General features: G+C 57.1%; 21 protein-coding genes and 1 tRNA gene. 14 read left to right on the plus strand and 8 right to left on the minus strand.

Annotated elements, in window-relative coordinates:
- Positions 1-171: 171 nt before the first annotated feature.
- Entirely contained in the window at positions 172-1,467 is a 1,296-nt protein-coding gene (locus PKC81_RS00385) for an MFS transporter (RefSeq protein ID WP_324332618.1), read from the plus strand.
- 16 nt (positions 1,468-1,483) lie between these two features.
- Here PKC81_RS00385 and PKC81_RS00390 read toward each other — a convergent pair whose 3' ends face one another.
- The 3 genes from PKC81_RS00390 to PKC81_RS00400 all read right to left on the minus strand — a co-directional run bounded on the left by PKC81_RS00390 (position 1,484) and on the right by PKC81_RS00400 (position 3,353).
- On the minus strand, positions 1,484-1,675 hold the full coding sequence (locus tag PKC81_RS00390) for a hypothetical protein (protein ID WP_324332619.1): 192 nt from the start codon (positions 1,673-1,675) through the stop codon (positions 1,484-1,486).
- 128 nt (positions 1,676-1,803) lie between these two features.
- Positions 1,804-1,888 (minus strand) — tRNA-Leu (locus PKC81_RS00395).
- 43 nt (positions 1,889-1,931) lie between these two features.
- Positions 1,932-3,353 carry a coniferyl aldehyde dehydrogenase gene (locus tag PKC81_RS00400; RefSeq protein ID WP_324332620.1) on the minus strand — a complete coding sequence of 474 codons (1,422 nt, stop codon included), beginning with the start codon at positions 3,351-3,353 and terminating at the stop codon, positions 1,932-1,934.
- Between the two features lie 130 nt (positions 3,354-3,483).
- Between PKC81_RS00400 and PKC81_RS00405 the strand changes: the two genes are divergently transcribed.
- The 5 genes from PKC81_RS00405 (at position 3,484) to glnA (ending at position 9,752) form a co-directional block, all read left to right on the plus strand.
- The gene (locus tag PKC81_RS00405; RefSeq protein ID WP_324332621.1) at positions 3,484-4,671 is read left to right on the plus strand and encodes an acetyl-CoA C-acyltransferase; all 1,188 of its coding nucleotides are present in this window, start codon (positions 3,484-3,486) and stop codon (positions 4,669-4,671) included.
- Between the two features lie 140 nt (positions 4,672-4,811).
- Positions 4,812-5,489 carry a DJ-1/PfpI family protein gene (locus PKC81_RS00410; RefSeq protein WP_324332622.1) on the plus strand — a complete coding sequence of 226 codons (678 nt, stop codon included), beginning with the start codon at positions 4,812-4,814 and terminating at the stop codon, positions 5,487-5,489.
- Between the two features lie 66 nt (positions 5,490-5,555).
- Positions 5,556-7,745 (plus strand): PQQ-dependent dehydrogenase, methanol/ethanol family, encoded by a 2,190-nt coding sequence (locus PKC81_RS00415; protein WP_324332623.1) that lies wholly within the window; start codon positions 5,556-5,558, stop codon positions 7,743-7,745.
- A 188-nt stretch (positions 7,746-7,933) separates the two neighbouring features.
- A complete protein-coding gene (locus PKC81_RS00420; protein WP_115550127.1) occupies positions 7,934-8,272 on the plus strand; it encodes a P-II family nitrogen regulator in 339 nt (112 codons plus the stop codon).
- A 70-nt stretch (positions 8,273-8,342) separates the two neighbouring features.
- Positions 8,343-9,752 carry a type I glutamate--ammonia ligase gene (glnA, locus tag PKC81_RS00425; RefSeq protein ID WP_324332625.1) on the plus strand — a complete coding sequence of 470 codons (1,410 nt, stop codon included), beginning with the start codon at positions 8,343-8,345 and terminating at the stop codon, positions 9,750-9,752.
- A 72-nt stretch (positions 9,753-9,824) separates the two neighbouring features.
- Here glnA and PKC81_RS00430 read toward each other — a convergent pair whose 3' ends face one another.
- Together PKC81_RS00430 and PKC81_RS00435 are read right to left on the minus strand one after the other, a co-directional pair.
- Complete coding sequence (locus tag PKC81_RS00430; protein ID WP_324332626.1) at positions 9,825-11,609, minus strand: ATP-binding protein; 1,785 nt, start codon at positions 11,607-11,609, stop codon at positions 9,825-9,827.
- 82 nt (positions 11,610-11,691) lie between these two features.
- Positions 11,692-12,339, minus strand: coding sequence for a response regulator transcription factor (locus PKC81_RS00435; RefSeq protein ID WP_324332627.1), 648 nt, complete (start codon positions 12,337-12,339; stop codon positions 11,692-11,694).
- A gap of 461 nt (positions 12,340-12,800) precedes the next feature.
- Between PKC81_RS00435 and PKC81_RS00440 the strand changes: the two genes are divergently transcribed.
- Both PKC81_RS00440 and PKC81_RS00445 read left to right on the plus strand, forming a co-directional pair.
- The gene (locus PKC81_RS00440) at positions 12,801-14,225 is read left to right on the plus strand and encodes an aldehyde dehydrogenase family protein (RefSeq protein WP_324332628.1); all 1,425 of its coding nucleotides are present in this window, start codon (positions 12,801-12,803) and stop codon (positions 14,223-14,225) included.
- A gap of 20 nt (positions 14,226-14,245) precedes the next feature.
- Positions 14,246-15,571: a M20/M25/M40 family metallo-hydrolase gene (locus tag PKC81_RS00445; RefSeq protein ID WP_324332629.1), complete on the plus strand. Its 1,326-nt coding sequence runs from the start codon at positions 14,246-14,248 to the stop codon at positions 15,569-15,571.
- Here PKC81_RS00445 and PKC81_RS00450 read toward each other — a convergent pair.
- The 3 genes from PKC81_RS00450 to PKC81_RS00460 all read right to left on the minus strand — a co-directional run bounded on the left by PKC81_RS00450 (position 15,568) and on the right by PKC81_RS00460 (position 17,487).
- Positions 15,568-16,680 carry a fatty acid desaturase gene (locus PKC81_RS00450; protein ID WP_324332630.1) on the minus strand — a complete coding sequence of 371 codons (1,113 nt, stop codon included), beginning with the start codon at positions 16,678-16,680 and terminating at the stop codon, positions 15,568-15,570. The two genes, PKC81_RS00445 and PKC81_RS00450, sit on opposite strands and share 4 nt — an antisense overlap.
- A gap of 31 nt (positions 16,681-16,711) precedes the next feature.
- The gene (locus PKC81_RS00455) at positions 16,712-17,161 is read right to left on the minus strand and encodes a DUF1465 family protein (RefSeq protein ID WP_324332631.1); all 450 of its coding nucleotides are present in this window, start codon (positions 17,159-17,161) and stop codon (positions 16,712-16,714) included.
- 128 nt (positions 17,162-17,289) lie between these two features.
- The gene (locus PKC81_RS00460) at positions 17,290-17,487 is read right to left on the minus strand and encodes a DUF465 domain-containing protein (RefSeq protein WP_324332632.1); all 198 of its coding nucleotides are present in this window, start codon (positions 17,485-17,487) and stop codon (positions 17,290-17,292) included.
- Between the two features lie 22 nt (positions 17,488-17,509).
- Here PKC81_RS00460 and PKC81_RS00465 point away from each other — a divergent pair, with 22 nt between their 5' ends.
- The 6 genes from PKC81_RS00465 to PKC81_RS00490 all read left to right on the plus strand — a co-directional run.
- The gene (locus tag PKC81_RS00465; protein ID WP_324332633.1) at positions 17,510-17,854 is read left to right on the plus strand and encodes a YdcH family protein; all 345 of its coding nucleotides are present in this window, start codon (positions 17,510-17,512) and stop codon (positions 17,852-17,854) included.
- Between the two features lie 80 nt (positions 17,855-17,934).
- Complete coding sequence (gene ptsP, locus PKC81_RS00470) at positions 17,935-20,199, plus strand: phosphoenolpyruvate--protein phosphotransferase (protein ID WP_324332634.1); 2,265 nt, start codon at positions 17,935-17,937, stop codon at positions 20,197-20,199.
- Between the two features lie 108 nt (positions 20,200-20,307).
- On the plus strand, positions 20,308-21,183 hold the full coding sequence (locus PKC81_RS00475; RefSeq protein WP_324332635.1) for a helix-turn-helix domain-containing protein: 876 nt from the start codon (positions 20,308-20,310) through the stop codon (positions 21,181-21,183).
- Positions 21,184-21,331: 148 nt separating this feature from the next.
- Complete coding sequence (locus tag PKC81_RS00480) at positions 21,332-22,264, plus strand: tetratricopeptide repeat protein (RefSeq protein ID WP_324332636.1); 933 nt, start codon at positions 21,332-21,334, stop codon at positions 22,262-22,264.
- Between the two features lie 86 nt (positions 22,265-22,350).
- Positions 22,351-23,274, plus strand: a complete 924-nt coding sequence (tilS, locus tag PKC81_RS00485) for a tRNA lysidine(34) synthetase TilS (RefSeq protein ID WP_324332638.1) — start codon at positions 22,351-22,353, stop codon at positions 23,272-23,274.
- A gap of 102 nt (positions 23,275-23,376) precedes the next feature.
- Positions 23,377-24,271, plus strand: an 895-nt coding sequence (locus tag PKC81_RS00490) for an ATP-dependent metallopeptidase FtsH/Yme1/Tma family protein (protein ID WP_324332640.1), incomplete at its 3' end; no start/stop codon positions are given.

Genomic DNA, 24,271 nt, shown 5'->3' on the forward strand with positions numbered 1-24,271 from the left:
ACGTGCGGTCGTTAATTTATTCCGAACGCTGTGGCATATGCGCAACGCTGGAAAGCCGAACTGCAACATTGCCGCAACGATGCGCAGGCAAGGTCCAAAAAGCAAAATCGCTTGCCAATGCAATGGCGCGCGTTAGGGCAATGCCGAACACGGGCGGGGACCAGTCAATTTATGCAAACATCGATGGCTTTGCTCAACAAACGGCGTTTTCTGCCGCTGTTTGTCACCCAGTTGCTCGGCGCCTTTAACGACAATCTGTTCAAAAATGCCATGGTGCTGTTCGTTGTTTACGGTGTGTACAACGACGAAAAATCTGAAGCTTTGTTCAGCGCGGTAGCCACAGCAGTGTTCATATTGCCCTTTTTCCTGTTGTCAGCGCTTGCAGGCCAGTTGGCGGACACGCGTGACAAGGCCAAGATCATCCGCATCGTCAAATTCTGCGAAATCCTTATCATGCTGGTCGGAGGTGCCGGGCTGGTTCTGGCTTGGCTCGACATAGCAGTAACAGTGGTGGCCATACCGCTTATGATGCTCGCGTTGTTCGCTATGGGCGTGCACTCGACCTTCTTTGGCCCCATCAAATATGCGATCTTGCCGCAGCATTTGAATGACAATGAAGTTCTGGGCGGAACCGGCCTGGTTGAAGCGGGCACCTATATCGCCATTTTGGTAGGCACCATTCTGGCCGGCATCATACCGGTCGAATGGGCAGCGCTGGGCGTCGTCTTGACGGCAATGCTGGGCTATATGACGGGAAGACAAGTTCCCCCCGCACCGCCAGAGCATCAGGAAACCGGCATCGACTGGCATATTCTTCGTTCCTCGATCGCGCTGGTCAAAGGCACGATGCACATCCGCAAACTGTTCCTCGCCATTATGTCGATCAGCTTTTTCTGGACGATTGGGGCGGTGCTGTTCATCCAGTTCCCGCCACTGGCAAAAAATGTGTTGGGTGCGGATCAGGAAGTTGCCAGCCTCTTTCTGGCCATTTTCTCAATCGGGATCGCCATCGGATCCGTCGCAATCAACAGGCTGCTCAAGGGCCAGGTTTCGGCGCGTTTCGCTCCTGCCAGCGTCATCGCAATGGGGCTCTTCGTGGTCGCCTTCCACTTTGTCTGCCGCAACTGGCAGATCAACGGCGATGGCGAACTTTACACCATCGGCAGCTTTGTGAACCATGACGGTGCGTGGATGCTGTTGGGTACGCTGCTGGGCATCGCCGTTGCCGGGGGGATGTTCGTCGTGCCGCTTTATGCCTTCTTGACCACTACGGTGCCCAAGGATCAGACCGCACGCACCGTAGCCGCGAACAATATCGTCAATTCTGGAGCGATGGTTATCGGATCCCTGATTGCCCTCGGGCTGAGCGCCGCAGGCATTAGCATGGTGAACCAGCTACTGCTCGGCGCGGCAATGTGTCTCGTTTCGGCCTGGCTCGCTCAATTGCTGCACAAGGCTTGCGACTGAGGCCCGACTGAAAGCGTTAGGCAATGAAGGTATAGAACACCGTAAAAAATGCACCAAAGCTGACCACGAACAGATGTGCGTCTTCACGCTGCCACCATTTCAGCGGCTTGGGTTTCCATTCAGCCGGAACAGCGAAGATGTGCGGTGCCAATGCCTGTCGCAACGGATGCCGCGCGCCGTCATTTGTCTGAACCAGTTGCCTGTGCATGTCGCCTACCCCTTAATGATTTCGTTACCGCAGACGTTAACGTTTCATTAGGGATGATGGCGAGGCACAAAGGTGGTTAATAGCGATCGCAATTGCGATCGTATCATTTCGCTACAGATTTTGTGGAGTGGTGCCCCTGGCCCGACTCGAACGGGCACATCTTTCGATACTCGATTTTGAGTCGAGCGCGTCTACCAATTCCACCACAGGGGCGTTGCGGGGGAGCCTCTAGCGAAGCTCCCGCCAAGGCGCAAGCCTACTTACGCAGTTCGCGTTCGAGAGTCTTGTGTGTAGATTTGCCATAAGGCGGTTTGAAGCCTGCCATGCCGGCGACATCTATCGAAGGCTGGCGATAGACTGCGCGCATATGGCTGAAGGTCTTGAAGCCATCCTGCCCATGATAGTTGCCCATGCCCGACGGCCCGACGCCCCCGAACGGCAGATCTTCCATCGCATTGTGGAAGATCACATCATTGACCGTAGCGCCGCCCGAAATGGTACGGGTCAGAACGCGCTGCTCCTCCGCCTTGTCGGCTCCGAAATAATAAAGGCCGAGCGGGCGATCATGCGCGTTCACATAATCAATCGCCTCATCCATCGACGAATAGGTCATCACGGGCAGGATCGGGCCAAAGATTTCTTCCTGCATCACCTTCATATCGTCATTGACGTTGCGAACGATGGTGAGCGGCATTTTATTGCCGTTCGACGAACCAAAATCCTCGTTCGCAGGATTGACCTCGATCAGTTCGGCACCCTTTTCCTTCGCGTCTGCGAGATAGCCCTGCAGCCGATCATAATTGCGGCCATTCACAACCGACGTATAATCGTCATTGTTGAGCAGCGAGGGATAGAGCGTCGACACGCCATTCACGACGCCGTCGATCATTTCCTGCTCCTGCTCCTTGGCAACAAGCAGATAGTCGGGCGCAAGGCAGATCTGCCCTGCGTTCATCATCTTGCCCAAGGCGATCCGCTCACCTGCCTTTTTCTTGTCCGCGCTACGTCCGATGATCGTCGGCGATTTGCCGCCCAATTCGAGCGTGACGGGTACAAGATTATCGGCTGCAGCGCGCATGATATGCTTGCCGACGCTGGTTGCGCCTGTGAAGATCAGGTGATCGAACGCAAGTTTTGAAAAGGCCGTGCCGATTTCGACTCCGCCGGTAAACACCGCCATTTCCTCTTCGGCAAAATATTTGGGTACGGCTTCAGCAAAAACTTCAGCGACTCGTTCCGTATACTCGCTCGGCTTCACCATGGCGCGGTTACCCGCCGCCAATATGCCCGCCATCGGCACCATCACCATACCGATTGGAAAATTCCAGGGCGCAATAACGCCAACCACGCCCTTGGGCTGGTACACGACATCGGCCTTGGCGCCGATCAACCCGAGCGGAAAGGTTGGCTTGCGCTTTTCATTGCGGGCCCAGCTTTCGAAATGCTTTTTCGCATGTTTGAGCGCGCTGACCGACGGCATGATGTCGGTCATCAGCGTCTGTTCGGTGCTGCGATGGCCGAAATCAGCCGACACCGCTTTGGCGAATTCATCCTTGTAATCGACCAGCAAGGCAATAGCGCGGTCCATGCGATCTCGGCGCACGGACATCGGTTCGGGCATTGCTGCAGTAAAGGCGGCTTTTTGCTTTTCTAATATGGTCTGCATATCGGCGGTCATGGCACTCTCCTGATTTAATCGCTGGATTAACATTTCTGGATACGAATGCAACGCGCCAGCGCATTGTGTTGCAGCTTGCACCGGATTAAGGGCGAATCCGTAACGTCTCCCAAGCACAAGGAAGCTATCCATGAGCAGCACCGATCCCGTCGTCATCCTTTCCTATGCCCGCACCCCGATGGGCGGCATGCAGGGCGTGTTTTCCGACGTCGCCGCAACCGATCTGGGTGCCACTGCGGTCAAGGCTGCTGTCGAGCGTGCTGGGGTATCGGGCGAAGACATCGAGCGCATCTATATGGGTTGCGTTCTGCCTGCTGGCCTCGGCCAGGCCCCTGCCCGTCAGGCGGCGATCAAGGCTGGCCTGCCCAAATCGGTGCAGGCAACCACCGTCAACAAGGTCTGCGGCAGTGGCATGCAGACTGTAATAATGGGTGCAGAAGCTATCGCCGCGGGTTCGGTCGATTATGTCATCGCAGGCGGCATGGAGAGCATGACCAACGCTCCTTACATTCTGAAAAAGCACCGCAGCGGCGCGCGTATCGGCCATGACACCGCCTATGACCATATGTTCCTCGATGGCCTCGAAGACGCCTATGAACCCGGCCGGGCCATGGGCACGTTCGCGCAGGAAACGGCGAACGAATATCAGCTGACCCGCGAGGATCAGGACAATTATTCGATTGAATCGCTGCGCCGCGCGCAGGATGCGATTTCATCGGGCGCTTTCGCTTCGGAAATCGTGCCGGTGAAGATCGTCAGCCGCGCTGGCGAAACCGTTGTCGATACCGACGAGCAACCCGGCAAGGGCCGCCCGGACAAAATCCCGACGCTGAAGCCTGCCTTTGCCAAGGATGGCACAATCACTGCCGCGACTTCTTCGTCGATCTCGGATGGTGCCGCCGCGCTTGTCCTGTCGCGTGCGTCGACGGCCGCTGCGAAAGGCCAGACGCCAGTCGCGCGCATCGTGGCGAGCGCTGCTCATGCGCAAGAACCGTCGGCATTCACAACGGCCCCGGTCGGTGCCATCAACAAATGCCTCGCCAAGGCGGGCTGGAGCGTCGCCGATGTCGACCTGTTTGAAATCAACGAAGCTTTTGCCTGTGTAGCCATGTTCGCGATGCGCGACCTTGGCATTCCGCATGAAAAGATCAACGTCCATGGCGGTGCGACGGCTCTCGGCCACCCTATTGGCGCGTCGGGCGCGCGCATCATCACCACGCTGATCGGCGCGCTGAAGCATAAGGGGCTGAAGCGCGGTGTCGCTTCGCTCTGCATCGGCGGCGGTGAAGGTACGGCGGTCGCGATTGAGCTGGTATGAGCCTACGCCCTTCATGCCCCAAACTTCGTCACCCCCGCGAAGGCGGGGGTCCATCACCGGAGGCTGCAATTTAACCGACAGGTGATGGATTCCCGCCTTCGCGGGAATGACGAAAGTGAAAAAGGACTAGAGGCTTCGAAATGAACATAGTTTTCGTTCTCTTCGACAATGTAACCCAACTCGACTTTTCGGGTCCGGTTCAGTTCTTGTCACGGCTTCCGGGCGCGAAGACATATGTCGTATCGAAAGACGGCCAGGCCGTTACCACCGACTGCGGCTTTTCGATTCTGCCAACCACCAGTTTTGCCGATTGCCCGCAGGCTGAAATTTTCTGCATTCCAGGCGGGCATGGGGTGCGCGAGGCGATTGGCGATGCTGCCATTGTCGAATTCGTGCGCGAGCAGGCGAAGGCTGCAACTTGGGTCACGAGCGTCTGCACTGGTGCCTTTGTCCTCGGAGCGGCGGGATTGTTGCAGGGTAAACGCGCAACGACCCATTGGGCGTACACGCAATTACTTCCCCTGTTCGGCGCGACACATGAAAAAGCCCGCGTCGTTCGCGATGGGAATTTGGTCACCGCAGGGGGCGTTACTTCAGGGATCGATTTCGCGCTGGAACTGATGGCGTTGGCCCAGGGCGAGGATGTCGCCCGAACCATCCAGCTTGCCCTTGAATATGACCCTGCCCCGCCATTTGAAGGCGGCCACCCTAGCCGGACTGCGCAACCTCTGGTCGATAACCTCAAGTCGCGCGTCTATGACAAAGCGGCGGCTGATATGGATGCTGCAATCTGCGCGGTTCTTGCTGCCACAACTTAAAGCTGGACCGACTCTGCAACGCACGCTAGCGATTTAATCGAGGGATTAAATTCGGGAGAGAGAGCGATGCGTTTTCGGCGTAGTGCGGTATTGGCTTTGGCTGGTGTAGCTGCTTTGGCGGTGTCCGGCTGCAAATTGGCGGATAATAATCCGGGGGCACAAGACCCCGAATTTGCCAAGATTGACGGCGAATTTCTGAAGACGGGCGGCAATGGCGATGACTGGGCCTTCCCTGCCCAAAGCTATGGCGAGCAACGCCATAGCCCACTTACCCAGATCAACGACAAGAATGTGTCCGAACTCGGCATCGCCTGGTTTGCGGATATGCCCGATGCGCGCGGCCATGAATCGACCCCGGTCGAAGTTGACGGCACGCTTTATGTCACCGGCCCGTGGTCCAAGGTTTTCGCTTATGAAGCCAAGACCGGCAAGCCGTTGTGGCAGTTCGACCCCGGCGTCGATAAGGCACGCGGCGTGAAGGCATGCTGCGACGTCGTCAACCGCGGCGTCGCCTTCTGGAAAGGCAAGCTTTTCGTCGGCACCATCGACGGTCGCCTGATTGCCCTTGATGCGAAGACCGGTGGCGAGATCTGGTCTGTGCAGACGCTCGATCCGAAATCAAACGGTACAATCACCGGCTTCCCGCGCGTCGTGAAGGATAAGGTCATAATCGGCAATGGCGGCTCCGAATTCGGCGCACGCGGCTTTGTCACCGCGTATAATGTTGATACCGGCAAGCAGGCTTGGCGCTTTTACACCGTTCCCAATCCCAAGGGCGAGCCGGACAACGCGGCGAGCGACAAGGTGATGAAGGAACTGGCCTACGACACCTGGAGCAAGACGCCGAAGAAAGACGACTGGCGCGATTCAGGCGGTGGCGGAACCGTCTGGGATGCCATTGTTTATGACCATGAGCTCGACCAGCTTTACCTCGGCGTCGGCAATGGCAATCCGTGGAATCACGGCATCCGTTCGAACAGCGAAGGTGACAACCTGTTCCTCTCGTCCATCGTCGCACTCGACCCGGATACCGGCGAGTATAAATGGCACTATCAGGAAACCCCGGCCGAAAGCTGGGATTACACGGCTACCCAGCCGATCATCCTCGCCAACGAAAAGCGCGACGGCAAGGATGTGAAGGTGCTGTACCACGCACCGAAGAACGGCTTCTTCTTCACGCTTGATCGGACCAACGGCAAATTGCTTTCGGCCAATCCGTTCATCAGCGGCATCACCTGGGCGACAGGTTACGACCTTGCCTCCGGCCGTCCCATCGAAAACCCCGAAGCGCGTTATGAAAAGACCGGCAAGCTTTACATGGCGAACCCGTCTGCGCTTGGAGCGCATAACTGGCATCCGATGAGCTACAATCCTGCGACCGGTCTGGTCTACATCCCGGCGCAGCAGCTGGGCGGGGCCTATATGCCGCCTGTCGCGCCAAACGAGCAAGGTCGCAGCGCGATGGGCTTCAACACCGGCGGGGCGATTGCCACGGCGGATGTCCCCGACGATTTCAATATGGTAAAGGCAATCCAGTCGGTCACCACCGGCCAGCTTGTCGCATTCAACCCGAAGACGGGCAAAGCACAATGGACCGTCAACTATCCCACGCCGTGGAATGGTGGCACGATGACGACGGCAGGTAATCTTGTTTTCCAGGGCAATGCCATGGGCAAGTTCCAGGCCTTTGCCGCCGATACCGGCAAACTGCTCTACAGCCTTGATGTGCAGTCCGGCGTGCTGACCGGTGCTTCCACCTATCTGGTCGATGGCGAGCAATATGTCGCTTTCATGACCAGCAAGGGCGGCGCCTTCCCGCTGGTGTCCGGCTATGTCGCTGGCGCAAGCCAGGAAGTGCCCAATATCCCGCGTCTGATCGTGCTCAAAATCGGGGCGAAGGGCACACTGCCTCCGCTTCCGCCCGCAGAGGAGTGGGTCTGGAACCCGCCTGCCCTGTTCGGCAGCCCCGAAATCATCGCAGCAGGTCAATCGAGCTATCAGCGCTATTGCCTTGTCTGCCACGGACCGGGCGCTGTGGGGACCGGTGTACTGCCGGACCTGCGCAAATCGGGAACCATTGCCGATGCTGCAACGTTCAAGTCGGTAGTGTATGACGGCATTCTCGCCAAGAACGGCATGGCCAGTTTCAAAACGGTGCTGAAGCCGGAGGAAGTTGAAGCCATCCGCGCCTATCTCACCAGTCGTGCGCATTTCGCCAAGGCCAATGACGCAAAGTTCAAGGTGAGCGCCAGGTGATGCCCATGAATCTGGCATTTGCCTAAAAAATAGGCACCAAAATTCAAGCAAACCCCGCGCGTTATCGTGCGGGGCTTAGCTTTTGCGTGTCTGCGGCGCTGCGGCAAACTGGCACGATACTTGATAAGCAAATGGCATGACACTCGCGCGCGCGGGTTTTCGCGGTGCGCCAAGACCAGAGGAAAGCCATGAAAAAGATCGAAGCGATCATCAAGCCGTTCAAACTCGACGAAGTGAAGGAAGCGCTGCACGAAGTCGGCGTATCAGGCATCACCGTGACCGAAGCCAAGGGCTTTGGCCGCCAGAAAGGCCATACCGAACTTTATCGTGGTGCCGAATATGTCGTCGACTTCCTGCCCAAGGTGAAGCTTGAAGTTGTAGTAGACGATGCGCTTGCAGATCGTGTTGTCGAAGCCATCGCCGCCGCCGCACAGACCGGCCGCATCGGCGACGGCAAGATTTTTGTCATCCCAGTCGAAACCGCGCTGCGAATCCGCACCGGTGAGCGCGATAGCGATGCCGTCTAAATCCAAGAAACCCGCCCAAAAAACCAAATCGGGCAAATCCAAACACTCCAAGTCAAAGAAGGAAAGCATCATGGCCAGTGCCAAGGACATACTGAAACAAATCAAGGAAAATGATGTCGAGTGGGTCGACTTGCGCTTCACCGACCCGAAGGGCAAGTGGCAGCACCTCACCATGTGCGCTGGCGTGCTTGGCGAAGACGAACTGGAAGACGGCCTGATGTTTGACGGATCGTCGATCGAAGGCTGGAAGGCGATCAACGAATCCGACATGATCCTGCGCCCGGACCTGGACTCGGTCTATATGGATCCGTTCAGCGCAACGCCGATGATGATCATCAACTGCGACATCGTCGAACCCTCGACCGGCGAACTTTACGCCCGCGACCCGCGCTCGACCGCCAAGCGTGCCGAAGCCTATGTCAAGGCAACCGGAATAGCCGACACGGTCTATGTCGGCCCCGAAGCCGAATTCTTCATGTTTGACGATGTGACCTTTTACGACGGTTATGACGGTTCGGGCTTCCGCATCGATGATATCGAGCTACCGACCAACACCGGCCGTTCCTACGAAACAGGGAACCTCGCTCACCGTCCGCGCGCCAAGGGTGGCTACTTCCCGGTTGCGCCCGTCGACAGTGCTGTCGACATCCGCGGCGAAATGGTTTCGACCATGCTCGAAATGGGCCTGCCCTGCGACAAGCATCACCACGAAGTCGCGGCAGCCCAGCACGAACTCGGCCTGACTTTCGGCACTCTGGTACAGACAGCTGACCGTATGCAGGTCTACAAATATGTCGTGCACCAGGTCGCCCATGCCTATGGCAAGACCGCAACCTTCATGCCGAAGCCAATCAAGTCGGACAATGGCTCGGGCATGCACACCCATATTTCGCTCTGGGCCAAGGGCAAGCCGCTCTTCGCTGGCAATGGTTATGCCGGTCTGTCGGACATGTGCCTTTACTTCATCGGCGGCGTCATCAAGCACGCCAAGGCGCTGAACGCGTTCACCAACCCGACCACCAACAGCTATAAGCGCCTGGTACCGGGCTTCGAAGCCCCCGTTCTGCTCGCTTATTCGAGCCGCAACCGTTCGGCTTCGTGCCGCATTCCGTACGGCACCGGCGACAAGGCCAAGCGCGTTGAATTCCGCTTCCCTGATGCGCTCGCCAACCCCTATCTCTGCTATTCAGCGCTGCTGATGGCGGGTCTGGACGGTATCCGGAACAAGATCCACCCAGGCGATGCGATGGACAAGAACCTGTATGACCTGCCCCCGGCAGAACTCGCCCAGGTCCCGACCGTTTGCGGATCGCTCCGCGAAGCGCTCGACAGCCTAGCTGCCGATCATGACTTCCTGCTCGAAGGCGATGTCTTCACCAAGGATCAGATCGAAGCCTATATCGATCTCAAATGGGATGAAGTCAGCCGCTGGGAAACCACGCCTTCGCCGGTCGAGTTCGACATGTATTACAGCGGCTAAGCTGGGGAGCAGCCGCAATCGAAAGGGCGTCCGGAGCAATCCGGGCGCCCTTTTTGATTTTCCATTTGTCGACTAAGCAGATTTGCGAACGTGCATTTCAACTGGCAGCCACAACGACAATTTACTGCCAGCACCTTCGTCGCTTTCAATGCGCAACTCGGCGCCAAGTTGCGATGCGCGTGTGTGCATGTTTGAGAGGCCACGTCCGTTTCCGCTCACATTAGCTGCAACAAACCCCCGCCCATCGTCGGCGAGGATAAGCTCGACTCCATCGCGACCCTCTCTTTCCGTTGGACAGCAGGCAATGGTGATGCTGCTTGCACTCGCATGCGACAGGACATTGCCGACCCCTTCCTGGATGATACGCAGCATATGGAGCGCGTTTGGGGCATCAAGCCAATCGAGCGATGGGCATGGCTCGACACGCCAGATGCATTTTACCCCTGCCTTTTCCATATCGGGTTCCATCCGGTGGCGTAGATTGGCGAGTAGCGCGACAACATCGCCCTCAACCGGCGCGAGTGAATCCACCGTCAGTTTCAGATCGGTGATCGCGCGTTGCAAGGTTTCTTCCGCAACAGGTGCTTCGCCCTGCTTTCTGACGACAGCCAGCGCCGTGACCAGATTTGATCCGATGCCATCGTGCATCTCGCGCATCAGCCGTTCGCGTTCGATACCAACCGCGTGTTCTACTTCGATTCTTTGCCGCGCACGTTCGCTTGCCGCAAGGGCATGTGTCGCAGTTTCTACCCGCTCTTCAAGACTGGTATTGAGCGTCTCAACTTCGGCGAGCGCTCGTAGATATTTGCGTCCGACCGACAGCAGGAAGACGCTGAACAACAAAAATCCGGTGTAAGGCTGGATATGAAAACCGAGCCCCTGCCACCAGTTCACATTGGGTATCCGGCCGATATCGTGTAGCCCTAATATGGTGGCAAATAAAACGACCGCAACAAGAGCTAGGCTTTCGAGTGAGCGGTTTCGAAACCACTCTCTTATCATCAAACCGCAAGCCGTCAGTGAAACGAGCAATGTTGAAAGACTGGTCGCGAGGTCGGTACGGTTGGTCGACGTAATCGCCACACGAAAAATGCACAGAGCAACTCCAATCGTAAATAGCAGGGCAATGATCCGGCGATGATTGGGAAGTTTCAAAAAGGCGACGCAGAAGCTAAGCGATGCGGCTACCGCAAAATAGAGCGAATAATAGCTGACCTGCTGAAACCAATAGGGATCAAGCGGTGACTCTTCAGCGAAAAAGTGAAAATCGCGCACGAACCAGAGCAGCCCTGTCATCACCAGCCAGAATATTTCGGTTTCCGAACGGCGCGCCATCCACATCAGGAATGCCGCAAAGGTCAGGAACAACATCGCATAATTGGCAGCCGCCGAACCCGTCACCCGCCAGAATTGCTGATAGTTGTAGAGCCTGCCCAGCACTTCCTGCGATCCGACCTTGACCGTTCCGACTCCCAGCGAGAATTGCCGGTCCGAACCTACGCGCAGCACCAGCTCGTTGCCCCCATCGCGCAACAGTTTTCGCGGGACAGGAATGATATAGGGCCGGTTCCACCCGAGCGTTTGCGAGGTTGCGCTTCGATAATTGCGGAACAGCTCAACGCCGTTCAGATAGACCGTCAGGCGCTCGCGATTATTTTCGGTGTAGATGGCAAGCGGCTCGTCCGGAAGCAGCCGACCGTCAAAGCGAAAGCGTCCCCATGCAGTTAGCTTGCCTTCCAGCTTGGCGCGCGCCTCATCCGACAACCAAAGCGCAGGCGTAGCGCGCCTTTCCCAGCCCGCTGCAGGAATGTCGCTTTGATCGGTAAATGCGATTTCGCCACTGCGAAATTCTAACACATCGGCCGGAGACGTGCCCTTCGCGGCAACGATCGATGCTGCGGCGCAGCAGACTAACGCAGCGATACACGCAAACAGCCATTTAACGAATATCAAGCATGCCCCGGTTCGACGCCTCGAATACCGCCTCTGCACGCGAATTGACCTCAAGCTTGCGGTAGATATGTTTGACATGCGTGCCCACCGTATGCTGCGAAATCCCCATCAATTCCGCGCATTCGGAATAGGTAAATCCGCGCGACAGCAGGTGCAAGGTTTCCTTTTCCCGCTCGGATAGCTGCTCTTCATTTGTTAGCGCCGAAACCGGCTCTTGCGGGGACAATTCCTTGAGCAACAATCTGGCGATGATGGGACTGATGGGCGACCCGCCGTTGCGCACCTCGCGGATTGCGGCGACGCATTCGCCCAATTTCTGATCCTTCAAAAGGTAACCGCGCGCACCTGCGCGAATGGCATCAAGCACCTTATGATGGTCGGCGAACATGGTGAGCACAAGGATATCAATGTCCGGATATTGCGCCGCGGCCTTGCGGATGAGCGTGGCACCGTCGCCGTCGGGCAAACCGAGATCGCACACCAGCACGTCGAAACCGCCATCGTCGATCAATTTGCAGCCCGTCGCGACGGAACCGGCAGAGGCCACCAATTCGACATCGTCAGCTTGCCGGATCACTTCGGCAATATCTGCGGCGATGCGCGGATCGTCTTCGATGATGGCGGTTCGGATCATGCAGGCGACTGTCCCACTAACCGGTCGACTAGACAATGGGCCAAATAGCCGCCGCAGATTTCGTCCGCTTCCGTCACAATGGGTCGCATATCGCGGCAGAAGCGGACGGCCTCGGAATAGGTTGGCACTGCTCCCTTCGCCATCCCATGAATTGGGGATGCCGATACCCTGTTCTCGGGATGGCTAAACGACCGCATTCATTGATCCGCGCCGTCGCGGTTGCAGCCTTGCACCGAAAACCGCAAAACCTTCAAGCTTGAACAGGCTTAGATTTCGTTCCTGGGATCGGCTGTATCAGTGAAATTCTAGCCCGTTCCCGTCTCGTTTGGTCGATAGGCCTGAGGCAAACCTCGGGCTTTTTTAATCGCGCGATTGAACGCGCTGTTGACCTTGGCCAAAAAAGTCCCAAATCAAAACCGAAGCCTCGCTTTCGCGACTCGCTGGGATTTAAGGAGAGAGACATGGACAGCTATCTGAAGCATTATATCAACGGCAAATGGGTCGACAGCATTGGCGGCAAGCGCCACGAGGTTATCAGCCCTTCGACCGAAGAACCCTGCACCGAAATCACCCTCGGCACGCAGGCGGATGTCGACGCAGCCGTTGCAGCCGCACGTGAGGCATTCAAGACCTTCAGCCAGACGAGCCGCGAAGAGCGTATCGCGCTTATGAACCGTATCATCGAGGAATATAAAAAGCGCATCCCGGATTTCGCCAAATCGATGGCCGCCGAAATGGGTGCGCCTGTCAGCTTTGCAACGATGGCACAGGCACCTGCTGGGCTTGGCGGTTTCCTCGGTACCCTGCCGGCGCTTGAGAACTTTGCGTTCAAGGAACAGCATGGCGCGAACACCGTCGTCTATGAACCCATCGGCGTTGTCGGCCTCATCACACCTTGGAACTGGCCGTTGAACCAGATTGCCTTGAAGGTCGCACCCTGCATTGCCGCGGGTAACACAATGGTGCTTAAACCTTCGGAAGAATGCCCTGGTAATGCGGCGATTTTCGCTGAAGTCATGGACGCAGCAGGCGTTCCGCCGGGCGTGTTCAATCTGGTTCAGGGCGACGGCCCGACCGTCGGCGCCGCTATTTCCGCGCATCCCGACATCGATATGGTGAGCTTCACTGGTTCGACCCGTGCGGGTATCCTTGTTGCCAAGGCAGCAGCCGACACTGTGAAACGCGTCCATCAGGAACTGGGCGGCAAATCTCCCAATGTCGTGCTGCCCGACGCGAAGTTCGAAGAAGTTCTGCCACCGACCGTGCAGGGCGTCCTCATCAACAGCGGCCAGAGCTGCATCGCTCCGACCCGTATCCTTGTTCAGAAAGACCGCGCGCAGGAAGCCGCCAATTTCGTCAAAGCGATGTTCGAAGGCACCAAGGTTGGTGATCCGCTGCAGGAAGGCGCGCATATCGGCCCGGTGGTCAACAAGGCGCAGTACGAGAAGATCCAGGGCCTGATCCAATCCGCGATCGACGAGGGTGCGACGCTGGAAACCGGTGGTACCGACCGCCCGGCAGACCTCAACCGCGGCTATTATATCAAACCGACCGTGTTTTCGGGCGTGACGCCGGACATGCGTATCGCCAAGGAAGAGGTTTTCGGTCCGGTTGCTACCATCATGGCCTATGAAGACCTTAACGAAGCCATCGAAATCGCCAATGACACCGAATATGGACTGTCGGCTGTGGTTTCCGGCGATCCAGCCAAGGCCGCCGAAGTCGCACCGAAACTGCGTGCGGGCATGGTTGCGATCAACAATTGGGGTCCGGCACCGGGCGCACCGTTCGGTGGCTATAAGCAGTCGGGCAACGGCCGCGAAGCTGGCCTGTTCGGCCTCAAGGACTTTATGGAAGTAAAAGCGATCAGCGGCCTGCCTGCATGAGCTTTCGCTTGACGAAAAATGTGCGCCAGTCCCTCGCCCTTTTGGGTGCGGGGCTGGTGCTCGCCTTTTCTACTCCGGCATTTGCGCAACTGAGCAAAGCCGAGACGAAGATGGTTGCGACCGTCGATGCCGAATATGAACGCTCGGTCGCATTGCTCGAAAGGCTGGTGAACCAGAATTCGGGCTCGATGAATTTTGACGGCGTGCGCAAGGTCGGAGACATGATGCGTGCCGAACTGGAACCGCTGGGTTTCAAGCTCGAATGGCTTGATATGTCGGCGGCAGGCCGTGCAGGGCATCTGGTTGCAACCAAGCAAGGCAAAAAGGGCACCAAACGCCTGTTGCTTGTTGCGCACCTGGATACTGTCTTCGAACCCGACAGTCCGTTCCAGAAATTCGTCCGCAAGAAGTCAGGTGGCACCGATGAAGCCGAAGGCCCGGGTGCTGGAGACGACAAGGGCGGGATGACAGTGATCGTCGCTGCGCTGCGTGCGATGCAGGCGGCAGGCACGCTCAAAGACGCCAATATCGAAATCCACATGACCGGCGACGAAGAGGATGCGGGTGACCCAATCGATATCACCCGCGCTCCATTGATTGCTGCCGGCAAGAGCGCCGATGTCGCGCTCGATTTCGAAGGGCTGGTGCGTGACGAAGGCCGTGACATGGGATCAATCGCCCGGCGCTCGTCGAACAGTTGGAAACTGGAAGTAACTGGCAAGACTGGCCACAGCTCGCTGATCTTCAGCGAAACCTATGGCGACGGCGCGGCATTTGAGCTCGCACGCATACTCCACCGCTTCCGTACTGAACTGCCCGAACCCAATTTGACTTTCAATGTCGGCCTCATTGCTGCGGGGCAAGAGGCCGCGCTTGATGCAGGCGGTATCCGCGCGACCTCAGCGGGCAAGACCAATATCATCCCGGGTATTGCGCTGGCCCGAGGCGATTTCCGGACCTTGTCCGAAGAGCAGACGGCACGTCTGAAGGCCAAGATGCTGGCGATTGTTGCTGAATCAGCGCCGTTGACCAGCGCCAAAATCAGCTTCGATCCGGGTGCCTATCCCGCCATGGCGCCGACTGCTGGCAACAAAGCACTGCTCGACAAACTGAATGGCGTGAATCGAGACATGGGGTTGGCCGAGATGCCGGCGCTAGACCCGCTCAAGCGCGGAGCAGGCGATATCAGCTTTGTGGCCAATGATGTCGACGGGCTTGCCGGCCTCGGCACTTATAGCCGCGGTGATCATGCGCCTGGTGAAACAGTTGATCTCGACAGCATCCGACGCCAGGCCAAGCGCGCTGCCATCCTGATGTCACGGATCGCCAAGGAAAAGGCGAACTAGGCCGCCTTTCCACCCCTGACCGACGATGCCACCAGCCTCGCTAGCAGGCTGCGTAAATTCGGGTAGTTAGCCTTGTCATAGTTGCTGCCATCGCCAAATTTGGCAGCGAGCCTGCGGTGCACCTCAGGCAGTGCATGATAAGGTACGCTGGGAACCAGATGGTGCAATGCGTGATATCGTAGCCCAACGGGTGCCCAGAACTCGCCCATAATCCCCGGCGGCGGGACATTGACGCTGTCGAGATATTGCTCGGTAACACTCAACACCTCGCCATCATTTTCCCACAAATGCGCTACCAGAGTGCGGACTTGGTTCAGCACCAAAGCTGCAGCAACAATTGTAAGATAGATAAGGAACGCCTTTAGCGGGATCCAGCCGACCGCAACCGCAGTCAGCACTCCGATAGACCACAGGCTTGCTCCAGTTTCCATGATGATCCAGTCGCGGCGAAACTCCCCTTCGGGCAATGCGCGGCGATAGGAGGGGTTGATCGACAAGGTCGAAAAACGCGCAACGGTTTCACGCCTGACCCAGGGACTGATCAGGGACAGCGGCGAAAGAACTGCAAATCGGAACAGAAACCCAATCGATCCCAAAGCGGCTACTGCCATGAAGAAAACAAGCATATGCGGCTTCATTAGCGCGAGCGGCAGATATTCCGGATCCCGATCTGTACCATAGCGCATCTTTGAATGGTGCTGATTGTGCGTGTCTTCATAGGTGAAGGACGGAATCAACATCGGGATGCCGACCAGAAAATTCCACACCCAGCGGAAGCCCGGCACATGATCGCGCTTCATATGCGTGATTTCATGGATGAACAAAGCAGCGCGGTAGAGGAAGGTAATCGCGACTGCAGCACCTGCAAGCTGAATTGCCAGCTGAGATCCGGTGATCGCGAAATACAGACCAATATAACCAACCAGCGCCGAACCAAGAAAGTCGGGCCAGTAGATTCCGGGCTTGGCAACGCTGAATTCACGGGTCAGCGCAGCGGCCTCCCGGATAAGGTCGTTATCCTCAAACGCCTTCGCTTTTTGTGCAGTCACATTTTCCATGAGCGCCATATAGGGCGTCACAGGCGCAAGGTCACGCCCTGTGAATTGCAAAACTTTCCGATTTGAGTAATCGCCGCGAAACTCAAAATGATCGGCGCAGTTGCTCAATCATGCGATGGGGTTCGGGCTGGTTTTCCACATCTGTATAGATGTGGCTGCTCATACGCTGAACACGATAGTAGAGATCTTCGCTCGCCATGATGAGTGTACGCGCCTCATCGGGCATGCGCTTTACCATCCAGTCGTCGGTTGCCGGAGCATATCCCAGCTCATCCAATTCGCGCATCACATCCGAGGGATGGATTTCACCAGCACGAATCGCTTTCTGGTTCAGCAACCAAGCGATGACATGCATCAACCGGGTCGTGACTTTCAGCGACTCGCACGAGAAAGCGACCGCGACGTCGGCGGGCGAAATCTGGCGCGCCCGATCGCTATCGAAATAGGATCGCGCTTCATCTGCCAGCACCATCGCTTCGGTGTACAGGCCGTCGATCAGCTTGGGCGTTATTTGATACTGCGGAGCATGCATGCGGCCTCCATGCCAAAGCGACTCCGGCACTGTCAGCATCATTTACCACTTTTCCACCGCTTACGGCAAAATGTTCCATGACGGCACGTTAACCATGCCCTGGATTAAGCGGTTAATATACTGTTCTTTCAAGCTATAATATCGGGAATCAGTTGATCTTCCAACATGCCGATGCGATCCTTCAAGGCAAGCTTCTTCCGCTTCAATCGCGCGACCTGCAATTGGTCGGCAAGCGGGCTGGACTGAAGGGCGGATATCGCATCATCCAGATCGCGATGTTCGATCTTCAACAATTCTATCTGCTGCCGGATACCGTCGTCGTTCATGGCGCCCCAATGGATGTGCAATATGTTTTCAAGCCTGATAGCCCCGCCACGTCCGCGTCGCCAGAACGAAAATGGTCTGCGGCAAAGTGGATGCTTTTTTCGCAAGACAGCCTGTGGAAAACATGTTTTACTTTCTGCCTTGGCTCTGGTGAGTCGAAATGGATCGACTCTCCTCGCGGCAAGCAAGAAGGAGATAGCGGTGAGCGAAAATCATCTGTCGGCCCTGCGCCTGAAACATGCAGAACTCGAAGCCCAACTCGAACTCGAAGAGACCCGGCCTCACCCTGATGATGATTTGATCCACCGCCTCAAGAAGCAGAAATTGCAGCTCAAAGATGCAATGACGCAGGAAATGGCTTCAGCCTGAGATATTAGGCATACGTAATTTTTTCGGTTGATGCCCGCTGGGGTATCGCAAGCGCCCATGCCATCTGCTAACCGGGTGGCATGGAAAGCGCAGCAATCGCCGCACGTAGCATATTGACCGGCCTGCACGAGGTGATGGCCTCGGGCAATCACGCGCAGGCAAAGCTCAATCAGGTCGTCAATATCATCGGCGAAGCTCTGTCGAGCGAGGTGTGCTCGATATATCTGTTACGCGACGGTGTGCTTGAGCTGTTTGCCACACGCGGTCTGAATCAAGACGCAGTTCATGTTACAAAACTGGCGTTCGGCGAAGGCCTTGTTGGAACCATTGCAGACAATGTCGAAACGCTGAACCTGGATGAAGCTGCCGCCCATCCGGCCTTCCGCTACATGCCCGAAACCGGCGAAGAGCGGTTCCACAGTTTTGCGGGTGTGCCCATCGTTCGCTCTGAACGCGCCGTCGGCGTTCTTGCGGTTCAGCATGCTGATCCGCGCAAATATGCCGAAGTCGAGATAGAGGCTTTGCAGACCACGGCGATGGTTCTTTCGGAACTCATCGCCTATGCCGGCCTGATTGACGAAGCTGGAACGATTGGCAGCGGGCAGACAGGCACAGTCGTTCTCAATGGCCTGCCTCTCGTCTCTGGCGTCGCTGCTGGCGCGGCGATTTTTCACCAGCCCAATGTCCGTATCGAACATACAATGGCTGAAGACACAGAGGCCGAACGTGCACGTGTCTATTCGGCTTTTGACAAGATGCGCGAGCAGATCGACCGCATGGCCAATATGGCGGAATTCGGCGCCGGCGGCGAGCATGCCGAAATCCTCGATACCTACAAGATGTTCGCCTATGATGAAGGTTGGTCTAGGCGCATCAATGAAGCGATCGACAGCGGCCTCACGGCCGAGGCGGCCATTGAACGGGTTCAGCAACGCACGCGGATGCGGATGCGGCAGATCGATGATCCGCTTCTCGCCGACCGCATGCACGATCTGGAGGATCTGTCCAACCGGTTGCTTCGCATCGTTTCCGGCCAGATGGGCACGGCAGCGCAATTGGGCCTGAAGCAGGATTCAATCCTCGTCGCCCGCAATCTCGGACCCGCAGAGCTGCTCGAATACGATAAAAGGCGCTTGCGCGGCCTCATTCTCGAAGAGGGTTCGCTGACAGCCCATGTAACCATCGTAGCGCGGGCGATGGGTGTGCCGGTGCTTGGCCGGGTGGCGGGCGTCCGCCAAACCATTCGCGATGGCGACATGCTTCTGCTCAATGTCGATGAGAAGAATGTCATCGTCCGGCCATCAGCCGCGGTGCAACAGGCCTTCTCGAGCGAGTTGGCCGACCGGCAAAAGAAAAAGGCCCGCTATGCGGCGCTGCGCGATGAACCATCGGTCACCAAAGATGGCCAGAATCTTGCCTTGCTGATTAATGCCGGATTGCGCGACGATGCGCTGGCCATTGGCCTTTCAGGCGCAGAGGGCATCGGCCTGTTCCGCACCGAATTCCAGTTCCTGATATCGGCAACATTGCCGCAACGCGAGCGCCAGCAGCGCTTCTACCGCGAAGTCCTCGATGCTGCCGGAGACAAGCCGGTAGTGTTTCGCACGATCGATGTCGGTGGCGATAAAGCACTACCCTATTTGAAGCATATCTCTGAGGAGGAGGAGAACCCTGCTATGGGTTGGCGCGCCTTGCGGCTTGCGCTCGACCAGGAAGGGTTGATGAAGGCGCAGGCGCGTGCGCTTCTCGAGGCAGCAGCAGGTCGCAACCTCAACGTCATGTTTCCAATGGTGTCGGAGCCTTGGGAATTTGACGCGGCAAAACAGGTTTTTCAGGCGCAACTGGAATATCTGGCCACGCGCAAAAAACAGCTTCCGTCGCGCATCCGCTATGGCGCAATGCTTGAGGTTCCAGCGCTTGCTGAAGTGCTCGATATATTGTTGCCCAAGATCGATTTCCTATCGATCGGTACCAACGATTTGACCCAGTTTCTTTTTGCAGCGGACCGGGCGGACCCGCGTCTGGCCGAGCGTTATGATTGGTTAAGCCCAGCAATATTGCGTTTCATCCGGCGCGTCGTCGTTGCATGCGATGACCACAAAGTGGATTTGACGGTTTGCGGCGAAATGGGTGGGCGCACATTGGAAGCGATGGCACTCATAGGCATAGGTATAAAACGGCTGTCGATCACTCCGGCAGCTGTCGGTGCGATCAAGGCGATGGTCCGCTCGCTCGATGCCACAGGAATAGCTGCTGAAATGGCAACAATATTGTCATCTCCAGCCGATAATGTCAGGCAACGACTTGAATCATGGGCGCAATCCCAAGGCGTTGAAATATCTTGAGTTGCGGCGGCGACAGGCCTTTTAAACATTGACTTTCGTTATACCGCCGTCATTGTTTCGCAACCGCCCGGCAGAGGCGTTTTTATTCGGGTCATGGAGTGCGGTTTGGTGGACAATCGCGAACAGGAAGAAATTGAAGCTGCGAAAGCTGACGAAGGACAAACTGCTTTTCAGTCGGTCGGTGCCAAATTGCGCGCCAAGCGCGAAGCCGAAGGGCTCTCGCTCAATGAAATCGCCAATCGGACGCGTGTACCGATCCGCCATCTCGAGGCAATCGAAACCTCGGAATATTCAGCATTGCCGGGTTCAACCTATACGGTTGGCTTCACCAAATCCTATGCCAAGGCATTGGGACTGGATGATGTAGCAATCGCCGCAGAAATGCGGGGGGAGCTGGAACAGGGTGGCTATCAAGGCATGGTTGCGCGCGCGCCTGCCTATGAGCCCACCGATCCTGCACGCGTGCCGCCGCGCTGGCTGGCATGGAGTGCAGCGGGGCTGGCTGTCGCGCTGGTCGCTGCCTATTTCGTCTGGCGCAGTTTTGCATTGTCTCCCGATGCGACGCCGACGGAATCAATCAAGACTGTCGCCGAAGCTTCGATTAAGGATCAGCCCAAGCCGGATGCAGCAACAGCCATCGATCCAGCTGGTGAAGTCGTGATTGCTGCACGCGAAGCTGTATGGGTGAAGATTTACGATGCGGACAATAAGCGACTGTACGAGCAGGAAATGCAACCAGGTGATCGCTTTACAGTTCCTGCAAATGCCAACAACCCGATGATCGTCACCGGAAGACCGCAGGTTCTGGAAGTTACCATTGGCGGCAAACCGGTTCCGGCGTTGGGAACCGGCGAACGCTCGATCGCAGATGTTGGCGTGAGTGCAGCGGCCCTGCTGGCACGTAAGGCAAACACCTCGCCTGCCCCCGCCAGTGGAGCAAAGTCAGCCGGTTCGGCAGTGCCCCCCACGTCAGGCACGCGCTAAGCTTTTCTGCAATCCACAGTTATTTTCGGCCTTTTGGCGCTTTTGCCCGCCAGAGGCTTTATTCACGATTCCGGGTCAGTTATAGTTCATCGGGATAGGGGAATGCGCAAAAGCCGTAGAATCCAGTTTGTTAGCCGGGAGGGCTGAAATGAAGTTCCGATATTTCCTGACTGCCACCGCAATCGTTGCCGCAGTCCCGGCCGCCCATGCGCAGGACGCGAATGTAGAAGGTCGCGTCGTGAAGCTGGAAAAGGAAATGAAGGCAGTCCAGCGCAAGGTCTTTCCGGATGGCGCAGGGAAATTTTTCGAGCCTGAAATCCAGCCTGAAGGTACCAAACCTGCAACCACGGGAACGCCATCATCCAGCGCAGTCTCGGATCTGATCGGGCGCGTTGATGCGCTGGAAACACAATTGGCAACGCTGACTGGGCAGGTTGAAACGCAGAGCGCCGGAATGAAGGCGATCGATGAGCGGCTGAAGCTTCTCGAAACGCAGATCAAAGCGCAAAACGCTGTTCCAGCAGCGAGCACAGCCAGCGCGGCGGAAACCGATACCACTGTCGCCGCTGTTCCGGCCAAAGCCACCAGCGCACCCAAACCCGCAGCAGTGCAAGCAAAAGCGACAGCGCCGGCCAAACCGACTGCTGCACGAACCTCCGCTGTGGCGGCGATTGAGCGGCCCTCAACCGGCGATGCTTTCGAAGACGGCTATTCCTATGGCTATCGTCTGTGGGAAGCAAAATTCTATCCAGAAGCGCAAGTACAGCTGCAGGATGTGATCACCAAATATCCGAAACACAAACGGGCCAGCTTCGCACGCAATCTGCTGGGCCGGTCTTGGCTGGACGATGGCAAGCCGGCGACTGCGGTGAAGATTTTTTACGACAATTACAAGAACGACCCGAAAGGCGAACGCGCACCGGAAAGCCTGTATTTCTTAGGTGATGCCTTGACTGATCTAGGCAAGGCGCCTGAGGCGTGCGAAGCTTTCGGTCAATTGGCGAGCGCTTATCCTTCGGAAGCCAGCGGACGTTTGGCTTCGCGATTGGCTGAAGGTCGCAAGAAGGCGAAGTGCAAATAAGCCGATAGCCAAGGCCTAAAGCTGGGCTTAAGGCCGGTTGGATGGCGGGTTCATCCAGAGACATCTTACCTATGTTCGCGGGAGCGATGGGCCGGCTGACGGGCGGCGATCCGGCGATGTTGGATTTGCCGCGGATTGGCCTCGCAGTCTCGGGAGGTCCAGACAGCCTTGCGTTGATGCTGCTGGCGCATGCTGCCTTTCCTAAAGCCATAAGCGTTGCGACGGTCGACCACCGTCTACGCCCCGAAGCCGCCGATGAGGCCGCTTTTGTTGCCCGACTCTGCGTCGAGAGGGGGATTCCGCATACGATCCTGACGCCGGACCAACCCATCACTGGCAACCTCCAGTCTGCCGCCCGCGAGGCACGCTATCAGTTGCTCAACGATTGGGCCGACAACCAAGGCCTGCGCTGGATAGCAACCGCGCACCATGCCGATGACCAGCTGGAAACGCTGCTCATGCGGATCGCGCGGGGCAGCGGCATTGCGGGGCTATCGGCGATCCGCGAAAGCAATGGCCGCATCATCCGACCGCTGTTGGGCTTCACTAAGGCGGAGCTGGTTGCCGTCTGTCAGGAACAAAGCGTCACGCCCTGTGAGGATCCCAGCAATGCCAATCTTGATTTCGACCGGGTGCAGGTGCGCAACTGGCTGAAATCAGCGCCGCCGTTGCTCGACGCGGCCCGCATTGCCCGCACCGTCACTGCCTTGCGCCAATCGCACGAAGCGCTCGAGTGGATGGCCGCACGGCTGGAGCCTGAGCGCATCGCTGTGAACGAAAATCGCGGCGCAACACTCGATCCGTCAGGCCTGCCGCCCGAAATCGTTCGTCGTCTGCTGATCCGCGCGCTGCAAAGCCAGAACCCTCAAATTTCGCCGCGCGGCGACACGATTGACCGTGCGCTGGAAACGCTGAACGCGGGTGGAAAACTAACCATAGGGGACCTTGTCTGTACCGGCGGAACGCTGTGGCACATCGAACCCGCGCCGCCTAGAAAGCAAAATCATTAGAGAAATCGGAATTTTCGCACGTTCCAGCCCTAGGGTTATATTGCCATTCACCTTTTGTGACCTACATTAGGCTTGTATTTCTCCCATTATTGGAAATTCAAAATGAACGACGAACAGGAACCCAAAGGCAACCCCTTCGCCCGCAATCTGATGATCTGGGCCGGGATCATGGTCGCTTTGCTGCTGGTCGTTTCGATTTTCAGTGGTGGCAACAGCGCGGCATCAACGGGAATCAGCTACTCCAATTTCCGGGACAAGATCGAAGCTGGTGAAGTCAAATCGGTCGCGATTTCGCCAGACCGGATTACCGGTGAGCTTTCCAATGGAGAGCAGATTGTCACCGTTCCGATCCAGAGCGATACAGAACTCTACAAGCTGCTCGATGAAAAAGGCGTCGATGTTCAGGGCAAGCCCGAAGAGCAACCTAGCCTTTGGCTGATCCTGCTCTATCAGGCGCTGCCCTTCCTCCTCATCCTCGGTATCGCTTTCTTCGTGCTGCGCCAGATGCAGAAGGGTGGCGGCGCAGGCGGTGCGATGGGTTTTGGCAAATCCAAGGCAAAGATGCTCACCGAAAAACATGGCCGCGTAACGTTTGACGACGTTGCCGGCATCGACGAGGCGCGCGAAGAACTGCAGGAAATCGTCGAATTCCTCAAAGACCCGCACAAATTCAGCCGTCTGGGCGGCAAGATTCCCAAGGGCGCATTGCTCGTCGGTTCGCCGGGTACAGGTAAAACCTTGCTGGCGCGTGCAATTGCGGGCGAAGCAGGCGTGCCCTTCTTCACCATTTCGGGCTCTGACTTTGTCGAAATGTTCGTTGGCGTTGGCGCGAGCCGCGTGCGCGACATGTTCGATCAAGCGAAGAAAAACGCCCCCTGCATTGTCTTCATCGACGAAATCGACGCCGTTGGCCGCAGCCGTGGCGCAGGCCTTGGCAACCAGAATGACGAGCGCGAGCAGACGCTGAACCAGCTGCTCGTCGAAATGGACGGTTTCG

It is taken from the genome of Sphingorhabdus sp., from assembly GCF_035329025.1.
GTDB lineage: Bacteria > Pseudomonadota > Alphaproteobacteria > Sphingomonadales > Sphingomonadaceae > Sphingorhabdus_B.

Excerpts from the sequence above, each read along its gene's own strand:
- PKC81_RS00385 (WP_324332618.1), top strand. The coding sequence starts at position 172 with ATGCAAACATCGATGGCTTTGCTCAACAAACGGCGTTTTCTGCCGCTG.
- PKC81_RS00390 (WP_324332619.1), bottom strand. The coding sequence starts at position 1,675 with ATGCACAGGCAACTGGTTCAGACAAATGACGGCGCGCGGCATCCGTTG.
- PKC81_RS00400 (WP_324332620.1), bottom strand. The coding sequence starts at position 3,353 with ATGACCGCCGATATGCAGACCATATTAGAAAAGCAAAAAGCCGCCTTT.
- PKC81_RS00405 (WP_324332621.1), top strand. The coding sequence starts at position 3,484 with ATGAGCAGCACCGATCCCGTCGTCATCCTTTCCTATGCCCGCACCCCG.
- PKC81_RS00410 (WP_324332622.1), top strand. The coding sequence starts at position 4,812 with ATGAACATAGTTTTCGTTCTCTTCGACAATGTAACCCAACTCGACTTT.
- PKC81_RS00415 (WP_324332623.1), top strand. The coding sequence starts at position 5,556 with ATGCGTTTTCGGCGTAGTGCGGTATTGGCTTTGGCTGGTGTAGCTGCT.
- PKC81_RS00420 (WP_115550127.1), top strand. The coding sequence starts at position 7,934 with ATGAAAAAGATCGAAGCGATCATCAAGCCGTTCAAACTCGACGAAGTG.
- glnA (WP_324332625.1), top strand. The coding sequence starts at position 8,343 with ATGGCCAGTGCCAAGGACATACTGAAACAAATCAAGGAAAATGATGTC.
- PKC81_RS00435 (WP_324332627.1), bottom strand. The coding sequence starts at position 12,339 with ATGATCCGAACCGCCATCATCGAAGACGATCCGCGCATCGCCGCAGAT.
- PKC81_RS00440 (WP_324332628.1), top strand. The coding sequence starts at position 12,801 with ATGGACAGCTATCTGAAGCATTATATCAACGGCAAATGGGTCGACAGC.
- PKC81_RS00455 (WP_324332631.1), bottom strand. The coding sequence starts at position 17,161 with ATGCATGCTCCGCAGTATCAAATAACGCCCAAGCTGATCGACGGCCTG.
- PKC81_RS00460 (WP_324332632.1), bottom strand. The coding sequence starts at position 17,487 with ATGAACGACGACGGTATCCGGCAGCAGATAGAATTGTTGAAGATCGAA.
- PKC81_RS00465 (WP_324332633.1), top strand. The coding sequence starts at position 17,510 with ATGTTTTCAAGCCTGATAGCCCCGCCACGTCCGCGTCGCCAGAACGAA.
- ptsP (WP_324332634.1), top strand. The coding sequence starts at position 17,935 with ATGGAAAGCGCAGCAATCGCCGCACGTAGCATATTGACCGGCCTGCAC.
- PKC81_RS00480 (WP_324332636.1), top strand. The coding sequence starts at position 21,332 with ATGAAGTTCCGATATTTCCTGACTGCCACCGCAATCGTTGCCGCAGTC.
- tilS (WP_324332638.1), top strand. The coding sequence starts at position 22,351 with ATGGGCCGGCTGACGGGCGGCGATCCGGCGATGTTGGATTTGCCGCGG.